The organism is Novosphingobium sp. KCTC 2891 (assembly GCF_025938155.1).
Lineage (GTDB): Bacteria > Pseudomonadota > Alphaproteobacteria > Sphingomonadales > Sphingomonadaceae > Novosphingobium.
The window spans coordinates 1-19,972 of record NZ_JAPCZG010000012.1; the positions used below are offsets into that span (position 1 = coordinate 1).

The window sequence follows — 19,972 nt, forward strand, 5'->3', positions numbered from 1 at the left end:
CGGTGACCAGTAGCTGACGAGACATTGACCTGCAGGCATCCGCGACCGCGTCATCGTGGATCAGGGTGGTATGCCCGCTGCGCCTGATTGACAGGTTAGCGATTAAAAGACTCTCGCAGACTTCCAAGCATGATGGCCGCCATTGGCCCGCGTCAAGAAGGGCGGTTCCCCCAATTTTTACGCCTGAAGAAGGCGAAAAAATCGGCTCCCCCACCCCCGCTCGCGCGGCGGGCCGCGGGCGGCCCGTTCCTGACCCGGACCAAGCTCGGCCATCCCTGAGGAGACCTCTTCAATTCCTTTGACAGGAGGCTCACATGAACGCTCTTACCGAGACCCTCGACATCCCGGCTTTCGACCCCATCAGCTATGACGCAGCGGTGCGCGCCGCGACGATCCGGGCCCAGCACAGCTTCTTCGACCAGCACGTCATTGAGGACGAGTTCGGCTGCTTCCTCGCCATCGACGAGGGCGACTACAACGCCCTGCCCCAGGACCTGATCGACCGGATCGTCCATTCCGTCCCGGGCATGATGGCCGACGACTTCGACGAAGCGAACATCGCCCGCGCCGCAAGCTTCATGAGCGTGGTGATGGATCCCGAGTGGGACGCGAACTGCCCGTTCTGACATGCCGCATTTCGCACCGCGCCGGAGGGCTCTTGAAGGGCTCTCCGGCCCCCCCCCTTTTTTGCGTGTCCAGATAAAGCACAGCCGGGGCATCGAACCCCGGCTGTGCTGGTCTCTTCCGAGACCGGTTTCAGCTTGCCCGCAGGCGCTTCTCCGCTTCGTCCAGACCGAGCTTTCCGAGAGCGGCGAAGAATGCTTCGACCCTCTCGAACGGCGCCTTGCCGAGAACCGATTTGTGCATCAGTTCGACACTCGCCGCCCGTTCGCTCTCGCGCAGTTTCGTCTCGCGCGCTTCCAGCGCCTGACGCTCCTTCGCGATTGCCTGTCGTTCTGCTTCAAGGCTTCCTTTCCTGGCCATGATGATACCTCGTGGTTGGTGCTGAAACCTCCCGCGCGCGAGGATCATGACCCCTCCCCTGTTTGGCAAGCCCTGATGCTACCGGGCCGAGATCGCCCCCGGATTCCGAGTGCAATTCAGGCCGGGCACGACGCCTGCGGACGTCCTGGAAGGCCAGCTTCGGATTCGCGAAAGACCACCAAACCCGCGAGCCATCATCACTGCAGGATCAAGGGGGAAGGATGCAGACCGTACACGGCAGGACCGTAGGGGAAATGGCGGAAATGCGTGGGTTTGCGATGTTGCCACCTGTCTGACTGGGTCGGACAATCCCGCAAAGCGGCAGAACTCCGCCGTTTCTCGGTCCGACCCTGTCCGACAAGGACCGTCGCGCCGCTGCGCGATTGCCAGACGGCCCATGCTGGACTAAAAGGGGCGCGCGCAATTCCCACCAGGCCTCCACGAGGGGTCTGGGGATGGTTGATGAAGTCCGGATTACGGTACGGATACCGCGCGAACTCGCAAAAGGTGTCGAGAAGGTCCAGGAGGCGCGCGGGCTGACGCCCTCGATCATCCTGCGCAATGCGCTGACCCTTTACCTTGCGACCATCGACGGCAGCACGGAAACCGAGCGGCGGCGCCAATTCTCGTCCGAGTATCTGTTCCTCGGAATCGATCTCCTCATCCAGCGCCAATTTCCCGATGCACACCAGGCCCTGATGGCGGAAGCCGACCGCCGCGTGGAGGCGCTCTATGCCGCGTCCTGACACCTGGTCCGACCAGGCCCGCCCGGGTCAGCTCAAGCATCATTCGGCGCGTGGAAGCATGCCGCGTAACGCCGGCAATTTCACCCGCGGCTCGCAGCTCATCACCCACGAATTCCTGATGTGGTTTGCCTCGGCCAAGATGCCGCTGCTGGTGTGGTTCTTCACCTTCCTGCTGGCCCTCTCGATCGTCCTCGCGCTGCTGCTCCATGAGCACGAAGTGCAGATGATCCTGATGCGGATCTACGCCGCGGGATGGAGCTTCATGGAGTTCAATCCGAAGAAGATCCTGAACCTCACCCTCCCCTCCGGAGAGGTTATCCCTGCCCCCATCGGCATGATCGCCTCGCACCCCGACGTGGTCATTGCCTGGAACAAGCTGATGCGCGCGATCTGGGGTTCGCTGTTCATCTCGCTGTTCATCGCGATCCCGATCTCAGTTTGGTTCGTCAATCTCTCGCACCGGCGCGGCAAGGCGATCCTCGAAGAGCGCCACCAGCGCGGCGCCATGCTGGTCGATGCCGCCGATCTTTCCGCCGTGATCAACGAGCACAACCGCGCCGCGCTTGCACAGGAAGTGAGCGAACGCATGCCCGGCAAGACGCTCGACGACGTCCTGAAAATGAGCTTCGCGACGCGCAAGGAGGCGGGCATCCACCACGTCTACAACATCGCAGGCGTGTCGTTTCCATGGCGCACCGAGCAAGCCCATACGATCATGATCGGCTCGACCGGTACGGGCAAAACGACCCAGATGCGGGACATGATTGCGCAGATGCGCAGGCGGCGCGACCGGGCGGTCGTGTTCGACCTCACCGGCGCTTACGTCGAAGCCTTTTACAACCCCGAAACCGATACGATCCTCAACCCGATGGACGAGCGCTGCCCAAGTTGGTCGCTGTTCGACGAGGGCAAAAATTACGCCGACTTCACCGCGATCGCCGCAGCCATCCTGCCGACCGACGGCGGCGGTTCGGACCCGTTCTGGATGTTGGGCGCGCGAACCCTCTTCGTGCAGTCCTGCGTCCAGTTGATGAAGCTCGGTCAGGCCACCAATGCCGCGCTTGCCTACCGGCTGATGATGGCCGATCTCGAAGAGGTCCACGAGCTTCTCCGCAACACCATTGCCGAGCCGCTCACCGCTCCGGTCGCCGCGCGCATGGCCGAGTCCGTTCGCGCGGTTCTCAATACCAATGCCCAGGCGCTGCTGTTCCTGCCCGAGGGTAAGGAGCCGTTCTCGATTTGCGACTGGATCCGGCACCAGGACAAGCCCGGCTCGATCCTGTTCATCACCTCCTCGCATAACGAACTGGTGCTCAATCGGGCGCTGCTTTCGCTGTGGATGAACCTTGCGGTGCACACGCTGATGCGCCTGCCGCGTACCCGGTCCTTGCGCACCTGGTTCTTCTTCGACGAGGTTCATGCGCTCCACCGCCTGCCGGCCATCGAGGACGGCCTGCAGACCGCGCGCGGCTTTGGCGGCGCCTTCGTGCTCGGCATCCACTCCTTTGCCAAGCTGGCCGAGACCTATGGCAAGGAAGGCGCGCAGAACCTGGCATCGCTCGCGCGTACCAAGCTGATCCTCGCGGCCGCCGACCGCGACACCGCCGAGCACTGCTCCGACTATATCGGCCACCGCGAAGTCAGGATGATGGATGAGGCCTACAGCTACGGCTATTCGAACATCCGCGACGCCGCGACGATAACTCCGCGCTCCGAAGTGCAGCCGCTGGTCCTTCCCGATGACATCATGCGCCTCCCATCGCTGCGCGGTTTCCTTGTCTTCCCCGAAGGCTTCGACGCGGCGCGGATCAAGCTCACCTACAAAGACTATCCCAAGGTCGCCGATGGCTATGTTCTGCGTGAAAATGTCCAGCCCATCGAGTTCGTGCCGCCGCCGGCAGATGACGCCGAAGAGACGGAAGTAGGTGGACGTGAACCGCGCGGCGAACCCGAGCGAGAATTGCGCAGCGACGATCTCGAAAACGATTCTGGCGCGCTTGCATCCGAGCAGGGTGATCAGGAACATCCCGCCCCGGAAAACCTACCCCAAGGGCCCGCACAGGATCCCAGTGTGGGCAGCCAGATGGCCTTCAGGCTCGAACAGGCTCCGCAGGGCGAGCGGAATGTTGGGCGCGAACAGGAAGTGCCGGACAAGGCCGCGGACCATGCTTCGGCCAAGGCTGCGGCGCAGCGCGCGGGCGTCACCCGCGAACTCAATGATCCCGTCCATGACGAGAAGTCCGCCGAGCGCGGCGGCAAGGCTGCACGGGAGATCGATGATCGCTCGCATTCCCACGACGACGGACCGGAGATGTAAGCCATGCACTCCATCGCATCCGTCAGGTCGTCGAGCGGGGCAGCCGCCTATTTCGCCAACGACAACTATTACACCGAGCAGGAACACGCGGAGGCTGGGCTCTGGGGCGGCGAAGGTGCGCGCGACCTGGGCCTCTCGGGCCAAGTCGAGAAGGGCGCGTTCGAAGCGATCCTCAATGGGCGGCTGCCCGATGGCGAGATGGTCGGGCAGGTCGAAGGGCGGCGCCTGGGACTCGACCTCACCTTCTCTATGCCCAAGTCCGCCTCGATCCTGGCGCTGGTGAGCGGCGACAAGCGGATCCTCGATGCGCACCTCGCCGCGGTCAAATCGACCATGTCGCAGCTCGTCGAGAAGCAGTTTGCCGAGAGCCGCAACTACGATCGCTCGCGCAGCGGCGAGCCGCAAAAGACCGGCAACCTCGTCTATGCGCTGTTCGCCCATGACACGAGCCGTGCGCTCGATCCGCAGGGCCACATCCACGCCGTCGTCGCCAACCTGACCCGCGATCCCAAGGGCACCTGGAAGGCACTGTGGAATGGCGAGATCTGGAAGAACAACACGACGATCGGCCAGTTCTACCACGCCGCCTTCCGCGCTCAGCTGCAGAAGCTTGGCTACGAGACCGAGGCCGTCGGCAAACATGGCTCGTTCGAGATCAAGGGCGTGCCGAGCGAAGTCATCAAGGCGTTCTCGACGCGCACAACCGAGATCGAGGCGAAAATCGCGGAAACCGGCGCAACGCGGCTCGAAACCAAGAAGCAGATCACCCTCTATACGCGCGACCCCAAGCTGGCAGTCGATGATCGCGGCGCGCTGACCGAAAGTTGGCAGCAGCGTGCGCAGGAACTCGGCTTTGACGGGAATTCACTTGTCGCTGAGGCACGTGAACGTGCCGCCTTGCAGGCACGTCCAACCTTCCGCGAAACCGCGACCGCCGCGCTCGGTGAAGTCTCGACCCGAATTGGCGCGGCGCTGCGCACGCCGAGCCCGCTCGCGGCCAGCGGCGCGGCCGCCCTGTTCCTCCCCGCCGGCACGATCAAGGCGCAGCACGCGACCGCCTCGGCGATCCGCCACCTGTCCGAGCGCGAGGCGGCGTTCTCGCCAGCAGCCATCCTCAGCGCTGCGCTGGGCTTCCAGATCAAGGGTCTTGAGGGCGGAGCCGTGGTCGAACGAATTGGCGAACTTATTCGCGAGGGCCATCTGATCCCCGGCAAGTCGGAGCGGCTCGACGGGCACTTCGATCTGGTGACGACGCCGGTGGCGCTCGCGATGGAACAACAGATTCTGGACCGCATCGATGCAGGTGCCGGACAGGGCCGCTCGTTCATGCCGCCCGAGCAGGCCATGGCGCGGCTTCAGGACGCGGCGCGCGAACTCGGCCAGACCCGGGCCGGGATCGATACCTGGCAGCTCAACGAAGGCCAATTGGCCGCAGGCGTCGCGATCCTTTCCGGCGCCGATCGCTTCCTCAATGTCCAGGGCGTCGCGGGGGCGGGCAAGTCGACGCTGCTCGGCGCGCTCGATAAGGTGCTCGGGCAAGAAGGCGTCAAGCTCGTCGGCCTCGCCTTCCAGAACAAGATGGTCGCCGACCTGCGCGGCGGGGGCGGCCAGGGCATGTCGGCCGAGCAGATGCGCGAGGCGGGGATCGAGGCCTATACGATCGCCAAGTTCCTCAGCACCTATGGCGGGGCTGCTGCCGCGGGATCGGGCGAGCGCTTCGAGGCCGCCAAGGCGGCGCTCGCCAATACCGTGATCATTACCGACGAAAGCTCGATGGTCTCCTCGCGTGACATGCTGCGGCTGACTGCGCTGGCCGAGCAGCTCGATCTCGCCAAGGCGCCGTTCATAGGCGATCGCCAGCAATTGTCGGCGATCGAACAGGGCAAGATGTTCGCCGTCAGCCAGGCCGCGGGGCAAGCAACCGTGCGGATGGACGAGAATATCCGCCAGAAGAACTCCCCCCTGCTGCTGGCCGTCGCCGGGCTCTCGAACGAGGGCCATGCGAGCCTCGCGCTCGACCTTCTTGCCGCGCATGGCCGGGTGATCGAAGCGGGGCCCGACCACGTCGCCCGCGCGGCCGAGCTGTGGTTGTCGCTCAGCCCTGACAAGCGCGAGGCGACCGCCATCTTCACGGCCGGGCGCGAAGACCGCGCCGAGATCAACGCGCGGGTCCAGGCGGGGCTGCTCAAGGAAGGCACGCTCACCGGGCCGGGTCTCATGCTCACCACGCTGCAGAGCGCCAACACCACGCGCGAAGAGCTGCGCTTTGCCTCGACCTACCGGGTGGGCCAGGTGTTCGACGCGCGGATGGACGTGCGCGAACTGGGGCTGAAACGCGGGGAGTACGAGGTCCGCGAGATCCGCAAGGACGGCAAGGTCGTGCTCGAGGTTGGCGGTCGGCGCAAGGTCATCGACCCGACCCGCATCGATCCCGATCACCGCTTCGACCGGATCGGGCTCTACGAGCAGAGAGAGCTCAAGATCCATGACGGCGAGACCGTGTTCTGGCGCGACAAGGACCAGGGGCGGGACATTGCCAAGTCGACCTATGCGACAGTGCTCGAGGCACGGCCTGAAGGCGTACGGGTCGAGCTTGCCGACAAGCGACAACTGGTGCTCGCCCCTGGCGACCCGATGCTGCGCCGGCTCGACCTTGGCTATGCGCTCAATGCCCACATGGCGCAGGGCATGACCAAGGCGCAAGCGATCGAGGTGATCTCCTCGGCGCAGCGCAACCTCGCGACCCAGCGCACGCAGAACGTGCTCAACACCCGCGCGACCGACGACATGATGGTCGTCACCAACAATCTCGAAGGCCTGAAGCAGCAGCTCGACCGCACGCCCGGGAACAAGACGTCCGCGCTCGAGGTGACCGGCAAAGTCGAGGTCGAACCCCGCCACCATAACCCGGTCGACGCGCGGCAGTTGCCCGAGCTGAAGATGAGCCCCGAGCTCAAGGCCAAGCTCGATGCGGTGCTCGGTAAGGTTCCCGAACCCCCGGTGCGTCAACTGCGCCCGGAAAAGTCGCTGGGGCTCGACCTGTGAGGCGCTTCCTCTCCCTCGCACCTGCTGCGGCGGCCCAGGTGTTCGACCGCGCGCACTCCACGCTCGTCTGGCTGGCCGTCCTTGCCTTTGTCCTGCCCGAGCCCGCGGCGCGGGGCCTGGTCATCCTGGCGATGGTTGCGGTCGCCCTTGCCGCCGCTGCGGTCGCGTTTCTTGCGCCGGTTGCGCCCTACCCGGATCACGACCCCGACCCTGAACCGCCCGATGGCGAGCCGATGGAGAGCGACCATGGCCTATGAACACGAGGAAGTCGGCGACTTTGCGAGCGAGCGCGATGCCCAGGATTGGGCGGAACGCAACAACATCGATCCCCAGGATCTCCACTTCCGCGCCCGCGGAAGGCGGGGCGTCACCCTGAGCGTGCGCCGGTCGGCGCTCGGGGATTCGTCGCGCGGCGACCTCTCATACGGCCGCCGGACCGGCTTTTTCTAGACACAAGGAGACTAGCCATGAAACGATATGCCTATCTGCTCGCCCCGCTGCTTGCGGCGGCCGCCACCCCTGCCCTCGCCGCCGAGCCCGCTCCCGGGGCGTCAACGCTTACCCAGAGCCAGCTCGACAGTCGGGTAAACCCTGAACAGACCAGGGCGACCCTCGCCCGGCTGCGCGAAGCACTTGAGGCGCGCAAACAGGAGTTGAAGGACGCAGCCACTCGCGCCCAGCACGATGCCAACGGCCTTTGCTCGGACTGTCCGGAGAAGGACGCCACGGGCCACCACCATTCCGTCAGCGAAGAGCGCAAGGTCGACTGCATCGAATGCGTCGACCGGCCGCGTTACGCCTGATCGGAAACGGCGCGGTCCGGGTCACCTCCCACCGGGCCGCGCCGAACCGGGCCTTCAGGTAGGAGTATCCACCATGCCCCGACCCATAGACATCTACGACCAGGATGATCTCGCCAGCCTCAGCCATGACATGCCCGGACTCCCGACAGCGCAAGAAATCGACCGTTTGATCGATCACCAATTTCTGCAGACGGTGCTGCCACGGCTGTCGCCCCGCGAAGAGCGCGTCATCCGGATGCGCTTTGGTCTCGGCGGTCTTGGCGAGCACACCCTTTGCGAGATCGGTGCAGATCTCAATATCGGCAAGGAAGCGGTACGGCGCATCGAGATGAAGGCGCTGCGGCGCCTGCGGTGGTACGCCTGCCGGGCTTTCCCCGAACGGGCTGCACGGGCAGGGTTCGAGAGCAAGCCTGGACCGGTGCCTCAAACGCGTATTGCTGCGCCAGCAGTCGCGACAACGCCGCCGGTCCGTCGAAAGAGCCAGGACAGGCATGTTCGGATTGACCGCAAGTGTGAGCCTTCAACGCAAGAGCCACCGCTGGTCTCAGGTATCGTTCTGTCAGTGCTTTGTAGTGCCTACGTGGCGGCGCTCGGCCTCAACACGACCATTGTCTATCAAGTGGCGGCTCAGCTTGGCGTAGCGGGGGCATTGCTGCTGTGCTGCGGAGGGGGTTTCCTCGGGTTCAGCCTTGCAATGACGCTGCCGATCATGCTGCGCGACTTTCCGGTCGATCCCGAACGCATCCGACGAGGCGACGGTCTCTTCTATATGCTATTCGCTGCTTTGGTGGGCGGCGCCGGCCTGAGCGATCCGGTTCAGACCTTCCTGCACGGCCTGGTCGTGGCAACGCCGCCCCGTTTCCAGAACGGGACGCCAGCGATAGTTCACTGGTTCTCTGGCCTCATCCTGCTGTTCTGCCCCGTCTACTTGTGGAGTTATCACCAGCGGGAGCATAGACTCCGCCGGTTGCAACGGTGACATCGAAATCCGAGGACAGCATACAATCTGAAAAATGGCGGGACGTGGATGCTTTCCTTGCTATTGGGGGTTTTCGTGATTCCACGCTAGGAGCGGCGGTTTCCGATCGGGTGCGGTTCAGAAATTTCACCAAAATGGATTATTAAGCTACAAGTAATGAACCAAAATCGCCGCCTTTCAACCAACACGATCGTCGGCACCATCGAGCATGGTCCTCGCGGCCCGATTCTGCGTGACGATGACGGTGTGCGCTGGCGGCTCGGATTTGCTGACGGTCAAGTTCCCGATGGCCTCACGGGGCGGGTCAATGTGCGTGGACGCATCGTCGAGATCGACCGGATCGATGTCGACTATCTGGTAGGTGAAACATAACTTCCACGCTGCGACGAAATGGACGATGTTCGATTGAGCCAGCGGCCTGTATTTCGAACTGTCTGTCTCATTGAACTATGGGCAACTACTCGGTTCGCACCATTCCCGACACATTATTCTGGCAATTTACGTGTTGAAGCGTTGACAGAAAGTCCCGTCTCAACAAAGACTTGTGTGAACAGGGGATTTCGGGGCACGACCATGGCGATTGAGCGGCTTCCGATCAGCCGGAACGCGCTGGATATCATCATCAGCGATGCCAGGGACTTGCTCGATACGCTTGAAGCCGCCGGTCTGGAACAGGCGGCAACAATCATGGCGAGCGTCGTCGAGCAGCTGGTCTGTGACAGAACGGGACTGTCCGGAACCTCCGGCTTCATGTTCAAGGCGGATGATTCACCGGCAAGCTAGGCGTGACTAGGACAGTGGCGCACCAAACGCGATCGTCCGGCCATCGGCTGCGGGCTCGCGCGTTCCCTGCCCGAAAGTGCGGCCATTGATCGCGATCGTCTGGTCCATGCGGCGGATATTGGCGACCGGCGGCGCGTCGCGTGCCACGAGACTGTCGATCGCGGCGAGAACCGCCTCGCGCGAGGAATAAACGTCCTCGCGCATCAGCAGCCGAGCCATCGATGAAGAGCGTTCGGCAATCGCTGCGGCAATCTTGCGGTGAGTGCGCGCCGAATGTTCGCCGTCTTCGCCATGCTGTGACCAGACGATCAGCCGGTGGAGCGCATTGGGCAGGACGAGGCAGATCATCTCCGCAAGCTGCGGTATCCTCGCCATTTTCCTGACCTCAAGATGGAACGCGAGATTTGAAAGCGTGACGCGCTCGAGATCGTCTGGATTGACCGGTGATACATCCCCCGCATTGCCCACCAGGCTTTGGAGCCAGGAAATCTGCGCCTCGCTCGCGCGTTCGGCGGCGCGGGCCGCTGCGATTGCCTCGAGCGAGGCCCGCATGTCATATAGGTCTGTGATTTCGGCTCTTGTCCAGGTCCGTACCGTGAATTCACCGCGTCCGTGCCGGGACAGGTAACCTTCCGCGACAAGCGCGCCGAGCGCGTCGGCGGCCATGACGGGACGGCAGTCGTATACTTCGCAGACCTGGTCCTTGCTGATAATCTGGCCAGGCAGGTAGTGGGCAGCAAGCACCCCGAACCTCAGTTCGAGGAAAATCCTTTCGACAAGAGATTGCGCCTTCGCCAATCGATCGTCCCCAAGGGGAAAGCAGTCCCGCCCCGTTGCATGTTGGCTACATAGCACAAACCCTTTAGAATTTTCCAATCAGGATGGTTCGGACTATCCGAAGGATGCGATGTCGGAGGGCGGACAAAAGGTGACAAGGTCAAAGCCAAGGCCGCTTGGAGGGATTACTTGCCCTGCACCGCGCGTCTTTGCCGTGCTGCGCGAGCCCCGCAAACGGCGTAGATTCGACCATGCAAGCCAGATACCCGGACTCGATGATCTACCGGAGGCCGGGGCACTCTCACTTGCTGATGAACTTCTCGAGCTTGGTCTCCTCGCCCGGGACCACGGCCGCTACACGATCATCGACTGGACCATCGATCGCATCGTCGAACACCTGGCGCTTGCTGGCGCAATCCATGCGATGGCGGCTGCCGAGGCCGCATTGCGTGCCAATACAACCGACTTCACAAACCTCGCCGCGATCCACGCGGCACTGCGCGGCCTTGATGCCGATGAGCCTGCGAACCTGCTCGGGGGCGCTTACCTCGACTACCAGTTCCACCTCGAACTGGTCCGCCTTGGCGGCAATCAGACGGCCTGGGCGAGCTATGCCAAGGCGATTCCACCCGCTGTGTGGATCGCCGGCGCAAACTACTTCGAGCTCGACGAGGCGCGCAGTTCGCTCGCTGAGCACGAGAGGCTCATCGACTACATGAAGGCGGGCGATACGCTGCGCGCCCGCGATGCGGCGGCGTTCCATCTCGAGGAAGCCGCGGCGCAGATCCGGCGGGCCGGGGAAGCGCGGATCGAGAGCTATCCTTCTGGGGCGGATAGCCTGCTCACTTCAATGTCATTCGGCATCGAGGGCGGCGGGTGACCAACCGCCGTGCTGGGTGTGCCCTGCGGAGTCCGAAACCATGCAAACCCTCGGTGAAGAAGAATGGCGCCAGGTCGCTCTCTCGCTCGTCCAGCTCTGCGTGAGAAACACAGAACTGGAAAACCTTCATTCCGGCATTTTCCCTGCGAGTGAATCTGGTGACTATACCGACGTCAAGGTCGTGTCCCCTTACGGAGAGATTCCCTGGACGAATCTTTCCCGCATTTCCGATGCCGAAATGCGCGAATTGATGATTGAGATCACGAACAAGGTCTTCACCTATCTGATGAACATCGACGCGCTCGCCAATGTACACACCACCCGCAAGTGGCAAAGTCCTCAACTTGACGCCAGGCTTGCGGCTACAGCTGCTCGCTACCGGCAGCATTTGTCCAAAGATCCAACCTGAGCCTTTGGATTTGAAGCGGCCGAGGCATCCGTTTCCCTTTCTTCAGCGCCCTGGCGCTGCGAGAGCGTGAGGGGGTTCGATGGTGTCGCGGGGGGCTCCAATTGTTCCTGGCACATGATTGAAAAGACAGTCCGTTCGGGGTAATCATGGCCGGGGCGAGGAGACCCTCGATGGACCATGACCACTATGGACTGGATGGAACCCCAATCTATTCTCAAGGGGTAGACGTGGACCCCGTAACGGGCGAGCCGCTCGGTGGACAAGGGGCAAGCGGCCGGTTCGCCTTCGAGCCCAACACAATCGTGTTTGCGGTTCTCGCAGTGAGCTTCGTGGTCTTCATCGTGATCGAAGCCCGCATCTTCGGATAACTGTCAGGTTCGACGTTTGGCAACGTGGAGGTGATCCCTGGCGGGATCGTCAGGGAACCGCTCGAAGTCGACGGCATAAGCGCTTCCCAAGCGCCCCTGGACCTTGGCGGCCCATTGCTCACCCTGCTCATTCGAGATGTTGTTGCCGCGAAAATCGAGCGCGCGATCGTCGTAATGGGCTGACCCTGCCTTGTGCTGGGAGCTGTCATTGCCCGAGGTCACCACTGGCGTGGGCAGGCCAAGGGCGCGCGCTTCCTCGGCGACAACGCCCATCGCCGGAACCAGCGCGCCATCCATATGGCCGAGGCGCGCCCCGGGCTTGACCTTTATGCCAAGATCCTTGGCAAGAGCAGCGCCGTCGACCGGCCCATGGGGAACGGCCATGACGGTCCCGCCTTCGAGCGGCGACGGCACAAGCGCGGGGGTATCAGGTTCGGCGGGCAGGCGCGGCGTGCCCGGCATACCGAGGTCACCGTTCGATCCCAGTGCCCCTGACCCCGCGATCACCGCGACGTCGCTCAGCTCGTTGATGCGATGGGCGCGAAGATCGCCCATCAGGTCGTCCATGAGATAGGCAATGGCCTGGTCGCGGCGCGAAAGGTCGCGGTAGTCGAGCCGCGGGTTGGACAAGTCCGGCAGATGCCATTCGGGATGCTCGCGCTGGAGTGTCTCGTAGCGATCCTGGATGAGGTTGGACATGTCGCTCGACACCTGGAAGCCATGCGTCTCGGCGTAGCTCGCCTCCGACATCATCCGGCTGCCGATCTCGCGGTAGCGCGCGGCAGCAGCCCGCCGCTCCTCGGCTTCCGAGGTGCGCCAGTCGGTTCCATCGGTGTTGGTGCGCGAGTGCGAATGATCGGTGTAATCCGAACTCTGGTTGTAGGTGCCCGACGACTGGACATCGCCGCTGGAGCCGCTGACAACCACGCGGTCGCTGGTCTCGTCCGACTTGTCGGTCCCTCGGGTGGTCTGATTGGTCGAGGAACGCTCTGACGAGGCTCGCGAATCTTCCCCCCATTCCTTCCGGCCGTAGCCATTTACGCTTAGCGATCCCGAGAGGCCCGCGCCCTTCCCCCCCTTTGTCGTGCCACCGCTATCTCCGGCTCTTGGCGTGCTGCCACCGAGCCTGCCGCCCAGTCCGAGTGAGTAGCCGAAAGTGCGGTTCTCGAAGTCTGAGTAATTCCTGCTGTTCCCCTCGCGCAGGATCAGGTCGTTGTTGGTGACCTCGCGGGTAGAACTGCCCGAGGCGCCTTCGACGACCACATTGCCCCCGACATTGTGCGTGTCCGAGGCCCGCGAGCCGTTCTCGCGGCGCGAGCCCGATACATCGCTGGTCGCGGTGACCGCGCTGCCGAACCGGCCCTTCGAACTGCTCCAACTGGTCGAGGTACCGTTCTCGATTTTGTCGGCCTCGTTCATGTACCACTGGCCTTGCGAGCGCAGGTCCGAGGCGTAGCCCCGCGTCATGGTCGGCTTGAACGGTAGCTGCGAGATCGCGGCATTGGTGTCGATCACCGTATGGCCCGAGCCATATTCGTTGAACATGCGGCCATCGGCTTCGCGGAAACCCGAGTGCGCGCTGCCCGCGAGCAGGTTCGGCGCCGTGTTCCACTGCGACATCTGGCGGTTGTCGGCATTGAGGTTGCCGTAGCTGACGTCGCCATAGGCATAGTTGCCCGTGGTCCGCTCGAGCGCAGCGGCATCCGAACCCGCCTGGACCGGCGCGAGCATCGAGCCGAGGTTGTTGGCGACCGACATGGTGCCACGCATCACCATCAGCGCCAGCACCGGCACCGACATCATCAGGAACCCCGCCATTGTAGCGACGTCCTGGTTCACCGCATCGATCCCCGCCCAGTTGGCGAGGTTCACGCTGCCGGCGGCAAGCGCATTGGTCTGGCTGGCGAGCCGGTCCATGATGAACGAGTGGATGAGGACGTAGATCGGTCCCCAGGCCGAAAGGTAGAAGAATCCCGAGAAATAGCCCTTGAGCGTCGCGATCCCGGTGCGCGGGAAGAGCAGCAGCGGAAAGACGATCGGGAACAGCGCATAGAACACCACGGTCAGCACGACGCCAAGCACCGGTATCCAGATCAGCCCCTGCTCGGCCGCGGTCGTCATCGCGTTACGGGTCTGGGTGTCCGCGCGCTGCAGCGCGAAGGAATCCGCGTCTGCATTTCCAAAATCGAGCTGCGCGGCCTCGAAGGCATCGACCATGCTCTTCTGCTTGAAGAACTGGTTCCGGGTCATCGCCGTGCCGGTCAGGAGCTGCGAGACCACCGGTACATCGGCGGCGAGCTTGGCCCCGGCGGCGGCCTGGGTGAGCTTGGGATACATGGTGTGGGCAAAGGGCAGCGCGTAGGCGTTGATTTGCGCATCCCACTGGTTGTTGATCAGCGTCCAGGCCTCAGCGCAGGTCTTGCCCTCGATATCGACGGTGCCCGCGCCGGTATCGGTCAGGTACTTCATCCCCCGATTGGTCGCGGCATTGACCCCGAGCTCGGCCCAGAGATCGGGCGCTTCGCTGAGCAGTTTCAAACTCTTGGTGCCGAGCAGGATATCGTAATAGGTACACTGCTTGAGATAGCCGTCGACGTTTGCCTTGAAGACCGGATCGCGGATCTCGAAGCCGCGGACCTTGTCCCACATCCGCGCACCGTAGACGAAGCCGCCGGTCGAGTAATTGAGCGCGGCGGGCATGACAAAGACGGTCTCGGCGGTGCGGGTCAGGTAGTCGCTGACCTGGCTGGTGAACGAGGCCATCGCGGCAAGCCCGATCGGCACATTGGCAACGGTGGCCGGCGCTAACCCCGGATTGACGCGGTCGGTGACCTTCACCGTCACGGTCGGAACCATCAGCACGAGATAGATGAGCGTCGACTGGATGAACCAACGAAACCAGGCCCGCCAGTCGAGATCCATGGCGGTGACGAGCAGCGCGTAGATCAGCCCTATCACCATGCACACGCGGATCAGCGCCTTGAACCCGCCCGAGCCGGTCCACGCGGCGATCGCATTGAAGGTGTTGACGAGGTAGTCGCCGCCCCCGACCGTGAAGACCTCGAGCATGAGGGGTGCCTTCCTTCGTCGCGGTCTACTGGACCTGTTGGTTAAGTGTGCGTGAGAAGCGCAGCGCCGCCGACATCTGCGGGGAAAGCTGCGTGCGCAGGGTCTTCTCCAGCATCTGCGTGCGCTGGATCAGCGCGAAGGTCTGGTCGAAGCGCTGTGAGGTGCGCGCCGCGATCCCGAGGAAATTGCGCCGGGTCTCGTAAAGCCCCTCGCGCCACTCGCGTAAGCTATCCGCGTCAGCCCCGTTAAAGTCCGAGCGTGCGTTCACCGCCATGTCGATGAAGCGCATGGTCATGGTGGTGACGAGATCGACCGCGACAATTTCGGAGAGGTCGTTGATCTCCTGCGCGGAAATGCCGAACTCGGCCGCGGCGCTTACCGTGATGATCTTGTAGACCGGCACGCTCGCCATGCCGAGCAACTGGACCTCGGCCGGGGTCAGCGAAGCGCCTGGATCGCGCACCTTCAGCGCCATGATCTCGATCAGGGTGCGCACCCGCGCCTTGATCGCCGCGTTGGGGCCGATCACCATGTCGGTCTCGGTGGGCGCCATGCACTTGGTGGTATCGCCCCCGCAGCTCCAGTACTTGTGCGGGGTAGCCGATGTGCCATCGAGCATGGCGCTGATCAGCGCCGGATCGGCGGGGCCGATGAACTGGACCCGCGGTTTGCCGCCCGAGCCTTGCGGATCGTAGATCACCGTGCCGACGAGCGTCATCAGGAACTCGCGGAACTGGGTGTCGAACCCGCCGTACTTCTTGCCGAGTGCCTCCCAGGTATAGTTGTTGGGCATCCCGGCCTGTTCCTTCATGTCCGGGTCGGAATTGGCAGCTTTAAGCGCCTCACGCTGGCCGCCGTTGTTGCATTGCTGGCGCGCGCGGGCCCAGTCGGAGACCGCGCCCTGGCTGTTGGCGATCGCCTCGCAGATCACCGAGGACGCCGTGTCGGTCTTGGGCCAGAGCCCGCCGACCAGCGCCTGCGCGGTCTCGCACGACGAGATGTTCATCTGGTTCATCTGCTGAACCTTCTGGGCAAGCTCATCCATGACCTTGCCGATCTCGGGCGAAATCGTGTCGATCGCGAGCTTGAAGGCGAAGCCCAAGGCATTGTTGGCCGTGGCCTTGAGCATGGCGACGAGTTCGGCGGTGTTGATGAACGAGAAGCTCCCGGCAAAGAGGTCGATGCCGCCGCAGCCAGCGCGCGCATGGGGCAGCTGGATATTGAAGGGCTGGATGTTCTTCTGGGGGAAGCGCGACCAGACCGAACCCATCGAATAGTAGCCTGCCGACTGGCCCTGGTAGGCGCTGGGGCCGGTGACATTGGCCTGGGCGCCCATGTCCGACATGAAGCTCTGCATCTCGCCCTCGACGCCGGCCACGGCCGGTGTTGGCGACGCCAGCAGGACCGCCGCGCCGAGCACGGTGCCGAGCGCGCGGCGCGAGACCTGGTTGAGCCGCGCGCGCATCAGTAGTCGCTCCCGGGCTGGACCTGGGTCAATTGGAACACGCGGTCCATGATCTCGTCCTGGCTGAGGATGCCGTAGCCGATCGGCATTGGCTGCTTGGTGACGGAATCGAACAGCACCAGCGCCGGGACCTGGCGTTCGGTGCCCATGCCGAGCTTCTCGTACTGGCCGCTATCGACCATGTAGCCGGGGAAGGTCGCCGACGGGCCGCCGTCCATCGAAACTGCGAGGACGGCGAGCCCGAACTTGTCGCTGACCGCTTTGAGGATCGGCGAGAAGATGTCGCAGGCGCCGCAGCTCGAGGAGAAGAAGTAGAACACTCCGTAGCGCTGCGAGAGCTGGCCCATGACCCGGTCGCGGTCGGACTTGCGCTGGTCGATCCACGCGCGCTTGCCGAGCGTCGAGACCGGGCGCTGGAGTGTGTAGTCGAGCCCGGGATCCTGCCACAGCGCACGTTGCCACACATCGGCGAACATCGAGGAGCGGTCGAGCTGCTCGCGCTGGAAGCGCACATAGGCAGTGACGTTTTCCGGGCTCGGCTCAAGGATCGCGCGCGCTTTCAGCTCCTCGAGCTGGGTGCCGATCGCGGCGAGTCGCTCGCGCGCCGGCGGTAGCGCGGTTGCAGCGGCCTTGCGCGGTTCCTCCTTGGGCTTTTCGCAGTAGAACCAGGTCCCGAGCTTGCGCTCCTTGCAGTAGAGCGCGTCCTCGGACTGCTTGACCTCGACGCCGTCCTCATTGGCAGCGTGAAGCGGGGCAGTGCCGGAAAGCATCAGGCTGACGCCGAGGCACAGGGCGGCAATGCGGCGCTTGTACATATGGCGGGGGTTCATGATCCGCTCCTCTCGAATTCCTTGATCAGTGACATGAAGACAGCGAGGTCGAGCAGGCGGCGGCCGCCGTCGAGCATTCGCACCAGCGCGTGGGTGAACGGGGTGAGCGCGGCGGTGCCTGCCTCGCTCAGCGTGTAGGTCTCGGCATCCGGCGCGACCCAGCCCCGGCCGAGCATGGCCTCAAGCGGCGCCTTGAGAGCGCGGGCGCGCACCGGCCGGTCGAACCAGACCGAGACTTCGGCCGCCAGTTCGCCCGAACTTTGCGGAGCGCGGCGGGAAAGCGCCATGCCGAGGAAGAACTCGACCATGCTTATGTCGGCAAGCGCGCCGACGGCGCTGAGCGGGATGACCGTGGCGCCAGGTGCTGAAGGGGGCGAGGTGCCCCCGCCGTTACGGCTTGTGGGCGGCATAGTAGGCCTCGATCTTTGCCTGGATCTCGATGAGCGTGGCGGCCTCGTCGGGGAGCTTCGCTGCATCGACGAACTCCGCGTAGATCTCCCGGAAATCCATCACCGAGAGGTCGAGCTGCTGGAATTCGAAGATGGTGAACCCGTCGCAGAGCGGCTTTTTCGGCGTGCCCCAGGTCTTGCCGATCTGCGGGCGGCCCTGCTCCTGGAGGATGCGGCTGATCTTCGACTGGAAGCAGCAATAGACGTCGCGCTTGGTGAGGCAGATGCCAAGGAAGCTCGACGAGCAGTAGGTGCCGATCTTGTGACACAGCCCGGCATCGTCCTTCTGGTCGAGCAGGACTTCGGACGGACTGCACAGCAGCGGGGTGAGGAGCGGCACGCCCTTGCCCGAACAGCAATTGGCGAGCCCGAAGACCTTGTGTGCGCAGCTTTCGGCGGTGCCCTTGAACAGGGTCAGCGTAGACTCGTCGAACTCGGTGTTGGCCTGGCCAAGCGCGTTCAGCGCCACGACCGCATCCTTGAACTCGTCGGACGCCTCGCGCACGATCGGCTCGCAGTCGCCATTGACGCAGTAGACGTCGCCGCCGCAGATGTACTGCGCTGGCTGTTGGGTACTTCCCGGGATCGGGCACTTGTAGACCCGTTCGGCAACCTTGCACGAGCCGTCGCTGCTGGGCGGATCGTCGAGACAGGTCTCGTGGTGGAAAGTGCAGCCGGGGGTGGCATCGAGCTTGCCGCAGTCGTTGCCGCCACCGACCACGGTCTGGCACTGGTAGGTCCGGGTAGCTTCCCAGCAGGGCCGGGTCACCGGCACCCCGTCGATCAGCCGGGTCTCACCCGGCGCGGTGCAGGTCCCGCTGGCGAGCGTACAGGTGCCGAGATCGAGAGAACAGGCATTGTCGGTCCAGGTTTCGGTGAACCACTTCGAGACCGAGCTTTCGGGCACGATCCCGGCGACATTGGAACTGCAGGCATAGACCTCTTCGGGGGCGGCCGGCTCGGCGCAAGTGAGGTAGCCTCCGCCGCCGAAAGGATCGCCGATGAAGTCCCAGGTCTTGCACAGCTGCCTATCGGTCAGACCTGCGGCGCTTGGGCTGCTCCGGGTGCAACTGGGCTCAGACGCGAGCGAGCCGCATTGCTGTAGCCCGGTCACATATTGCAGCGGGAAGCCGGTCACCGGATCGAAGGTCAGCGCGGCGGTCAGGCCGTCGTTGTTGCAGCGGTAGACATTGCTGACGACCTGGAAAGCGTTGGCCGGCGGAGGCTTGGGCACCGTGCCCATGAGATAGACGTTGGGATCGCTGACGGAGCCATCGCAGTCGTAGTAATCGACGGTGAGATTGTACTGCGGCACCGGATAGGTTCCGGTCTTGCGGCACAGGCTACTCCCTTCGAGCGAGGCGCAGCCGGCAAAGCCTGGCGCGGTAACACACAGGTACTGGTAAAGCGTCTCGTTCCACGCCGAGACAGAGAGGCTGCGCGTGCAGGTCTTGGGCTGTTCGACGACGGTCGAACCGACGTTGCAGGTCCACTCGGCCATGTTGGATGTGCCGGAGCCCGGCGGTAGCGGCACGCAGTTGCCGGTCGAGCCGTCGGCGCTCATCCCCTGGAGGTAGGCGTTGGGGTCTTCGGTGACGGTGTTGGCGCGCGAGAGGTCGCTGCGCTTCACATCGACGGTAGGGCGCGTGGTAGAATTGGCGGTGCGATAGGCATCGCTATTGTAGCCTGCCGCCGCCCCGTCGGCATACATATTGCCGGGGTTGTCGTAATACTGGGTGAGCCCGGGATAGTTCGCCTGATAGCCCGGAATCTGCCCGGCAGCGCCCGGCGCGTCGGTGATCCCCTGGTTGGCGCCGCGGACCATCGATCCGAGCTCGCGCGCCTGCGCTTTCGCCTCGTCCCAGGTCATGCTGGCAGGCGCGGAAGGTGGCGGCGGGGCTGGAGGTGGCACGCCAGGGTCGGTCGCGGGCGGGAGTGCAGGCTGCGGCTCGATGAGGTCGTCGGGCGGCGGGATGTACACTTGCGCGCTGGCTGAGCCCGGCGCGAGCAGCGCCAGGGCCAGGAAGGCCGCCGTTCGCCGACGCTTGGGAAAGCGGCGCCCGCCCAT

The 19,972-nt window shown here is 63.9% G+C and carries 20 protein-coding genes; 13 read left to right on the top strand and 7 right to left on the bottom strand.

Annotated elements, in window-relative coordinates:
* The first annotated feature begins 314 nt into the window (after positions 1–314).
* Positions 315–626: a hypothetical protein gene (locus OLX02_RS17330; protein ID WP_264424839.1), complete on the top strand. Its 312-nt coding sequence runs from the start codon at positions 315–317 to the stop codon at positions 624–626.
* Positions 627–756: 130 nt separating this feature from the next.
* Here the strand turns inward: OLX02_RS17330 and OLX02_RS17335 are convergent, their stop codons facing one another.
* The gene (locus tag OLX02_RS17335) at positions 757–1,032 is read right to left on the bottom strand and encodes a hypothetical protein (RefSeq protein ID WP_264424840.1); all 276 of its coding nucleotides are present in this window, start codon (positions 1,030–1,032) and stop codon (positions 757–759) included.
* A 407-nt stretch (positions 1,033–1,439) separates the two neighbouring features.
* Here OLX02_RS17335 and OLX02_RS17340 point away from each other — a divergent pair, with 407 nt between their 5' ends.
* The 9 genes from OLX02_RS17340 to OLX02_RS17380 all read left to right on the top strand — a co-directional run bounded on the left by OLX02_RS17340 (position 1,440) and on the right by OLX02_RS17380 (position 9,657).
* Positions 1,440–1,730: a ribbon-helix-helix protein, CopG family gene (locus OLX02_RS17340; RefSeq protein WP_124810858.1), complete on the top strand. Its 291-nt coding sequence runs from the start codon at positions 1,440–1,442 to the stop codon at positions 1,728–1,730.
* Positions 1,717–4,047 carry a type IV secretion system DNA-binding domain-containing protein gene (locus tag OLX02_RS17345; protein WP_264424843.1) on the top strand — a complete coding sequence of 777 codons (2,331 nt, stop codon included), beginning with the start codon at positions 1,717–1,719 and terminating at the stop codon, positions 4,045–4,047. Before OLX02_RS17340 ends, OLX02_RS17345 begins: the two co-directional genes overlap by 14 nt.
* Before the next feature lie 3 nt (positions 4,048–4,050).
* Complete coding sequence (gene mobF, locus OLX02_RS17350) at positions 4,051–7,092, top strand: MobF family relaxase (RefSeq protein WP_264424844.1); 3,042 nt, start codon at positions 4,051–4,053, stop codon at positions 7,090–7,092.
* Between the two features lie 38 nt (positions 7,093–7,130).
* Entirely contained in the window at positions 7,131–7,349 is a 219-nt protein-coding gene (locus OLX02_RS17355) for a hypothetical protein (RefSeq protein ID WP_264424846.1), read from the top strand.
* The gene (locus tag OLX02_RS17360) at positions 7,339–7,542 is read left to right on the top strand and encodes a hypothetical protein (protein WP_062345031.1); all 204 of its coding nucleotides are present in this window, start codon (positions 7,339–7,341) and stop codon (positions 7,540–7,542) included. The genes OLX02_RS17355 and OLX02_RS17360 overlap by 11 nt, the downstream gene beginning before the upstream one ends.
* Before the next feature lie 17 nt (positions 7,543–7,559).
* Complete coding sequence (locus OLX02_RS17365; protein WP_264424850.1) at positions 7,560–7,895, top strand: hypothetical protein; 336 nt, start codon at positions 7,560–7,562, stop codon at positions 7,893–7,895.
* A 73-nt stretch (positions 7,896–7,968) separates the two neighbouring features.
* The gene (locus OLX02_RS17370; RefSeq protein ID WP_264424852.1) at positions 7,969–8,874 is read left to right on the top strand and encodes a sigma factor-like helix-turn-helix DNA-binding protein; all 906 of its coding nucleotides are present in this window, start codon (positions 7,969–7,971) and stop codon (positions 8,872–8,874) included.
* Positions 8,875–9,030: 156 nt separating this feature from the next.
* A complete protein-coding gene (locus OLX02_RS17375) occupies positions 9,031–9,246 on the top strand; it encodes a DUF5818 domain-containing protein (protein WP_264424854.1) in 216 nt (71 codons plus the stop codon).
* A gap of 201 nt (positions 9,247–9,447) precedes the next feature.
* Positions 9,448–9,657 (top strand): hypothetical protein, encoded by a 210-nt coding sequence (locus OLX02_RS17380; RefSeq protein ID WP_264424856.1) that lies wholly within the window; start codon positions 9,448–9,450, stop codon positions 9,655–9,657.
* 6 nt (positions 9,658–9,663) lie between these two features.
* Here the strand turns inward: OLX02_RS17380 and OLX02_RS17385 are convergent, their stop codons facing one another.
* Positions 9,664–10,455, bottom strand: a complete 792-nt coding sequence (locus tag OLX02_RS17385; RefSeq protein ID WP_264424858.1) for an FCD domain-containing protein — start codon at positions 10,453–10,455, stop codon at positions 9,664–9,666.
* Positions 10,456–10,648: 193 nt separating this feature from the next.
* Here OLX02_RS17385 and OLX02_RS17390 point away from each other — a divergent pair, with 193 nt between their 5' ends.
* From OLX02_RS17390 to OLX02_RS17400, 3 genes are all read left to right on the top strand, one after another.
* Positions 10,649–11,314 carry an FCD domain-containing protein gene (locus OLX02_RS17390; protein WP_223806775.1) on the top strand — a complete coding sequence of 222 codons (666 nt, stop codon included), beginning with the start codon at positions 10,649–10,651 and terminating at the stop codon, positions 11,312–11,314.
* 40 nt (positions 11,315–11,354) lie between these two features.
* The gene (locus OLX02_RS17395) at positions 11,355–11,723 is read left to right on the top strand and encodes a hypothetical protein (protein ID WP_264424861.1); all 369 of its coding nucleotides are present in this window, start codon (positions 11,355–11,357) and stop codon (positions 11,721–11,723) included.
* A gap of 170 nt (positions 11,724–11,893) precedes the next feature.
* A complete protein-coding gene (locus tag OLX02_RS17400) occupies positions 11,894–12,091 on the top strand; it encodes a DUF4346 domain-containing protein (protein WP_264424863.1) in 198 nt (65 codons plus the stop codon).
* Positions 12,092–12,094: 3 nt separating this feature from the next.
* On the opposite strand, the gene OLX02_RS17405 is transcribed toward OLX02_RS17400, so the two are convergent.
* From OLX02_RS17405 to traN, 5 genes are read right to left on the bottom strand one after another with little or no spacing between them, the layout of a single operon-like run.
* A complete protein-coding gene (locus OLX02_RS17405) occupies positions 12,095–15,160 on the bottom strand; it encodes a conjugal transfer protein TraG N-terminal domain-containing protein (RefSeq protein ID WP_264424865.1) in 3,066 nt (1,021 codons plus the stop codon).
* Positions 15,161–15,185: 25 nt separating this feature from the next.
* Positions 15,186–16,625, bottom strand: coding sequence for a conjugal transfer protein TraH (locus OLX02_RS17410; RefSeq protein WP_264424866.1), 1,440 nt, complete (start codon positions 16,623–16,625; stop codon positions 15,186–15,188).
* Positions 16,625–17,455, bottom strand: coding sequence for a thioredoxin family protein (locus tag OLX02_RS17415; protein WP_264424868.1), 831 nt, complete (start codon positions 17,453–17,455; stop codon positions 16,625–16,627). The genes OLX02_RS17410 and OLX02_RS17415 overlap by 1 nt, the downstream gene beginning before the upstream one ends.
* A complete protein-coding gene (locus OLX02_RS17420) occupies positions 17,452–17,865 on the bottom strand; it encodes a hypothetical protein (protein WP_264424869.1) in 414 nt (137 codons plus the stop codon). The genes OLX02_RS17415 and OLX02_RS17420 overlap by 4 nt, the downstream gene beginning before the upstream one ends.
* Positions 17,846–19,972, bottom strand: coding sequence for a conjugal transfer protein TraN (traN, locus tag OLX02_RS17425; protein WP_264424871.1), 2,127 nt, complete (start codon positions 19,970–19,972; stop codon positions 17,846–17,848). The genes OLX02_RS17420 and traN overlap by 20 nt, the downstream gene beginning before the upstream one ends.